Raw genomic sequence first — 619 nt, 5'->3', positions numbered from 1 at the left:
CGAAAACCATGCGGGCAGGCTTCAAGTTTATTGTCTCTCATATATTTTGCCATACAATTCTCAGCAAGGGGAGCACGACCGGAAAAAGACAGAATGAAATTACTTTTGGAAATACAACGGGCTTGTTTAATCACTTTTAGCGCTTCAGATGATAGAGGTACGCGAAATTCTGTTGTAGCGTCACGCAAACCTTTCATATTCTCAGCAGGAATAGTCCATACATCATCTTCAATCTGATCTTCACGAATATGACGCAAAGGGTTGGTACGAACGCCTGTCAGGATAAGCAAGCGCAAAGCCAGTTGTGTTATGTTTTGTGTTTTACAGAGTAACTGATAAAAGGCGGGAACATCTTTCCAATCCATTGCAGGTCTATTAGTGGTTTTATGACGTTGTTTACCTAAGAGCGCGCGTGCTTTTTCTGTTGCTTGTAAATCAACATCTAACCCTAATGCAGCCGCATGTTTGAGACAAAGATTAAGACGATTTAGTGCTTTCTCTGCTGTTGCAGCTTTTGTATGCCAGATAGGAGCAAGGGTATTGCGTATCTCTGTTTGTGTAATCTCTGAAACGGGCAGACAGCCCAATTTAGGGAGAATATGAAGGCGTAATGGTAAAA

Annotated in this window: 1 protein-coding gene; it reads right to left on the bottom strand. The window is 41.8% G+C overall.

What is annotated here, in order from left to right:
• Window positions 1-619: tyrosine-type recombinase/integrase (locus ACFIL8_RS12255; RefSeq protein WP_375690042.1), on the bottom strand; the 619-nt coding region annotated here is incomplete at both ends.

The sequence above is a fragment of the Bartonella sp. AP57NXGY genome (assembly GCF_042195805.1).
Taxonomy (GTDB): domain Bacteria; phylum Pseudomonadota; class Alphaproteobacteria; order Rhizobiales; family Rhizobiaceae; genus Bartonella.
This window is presented reverse-complemented; position numbering and strand designations above follow the sequence as displayed.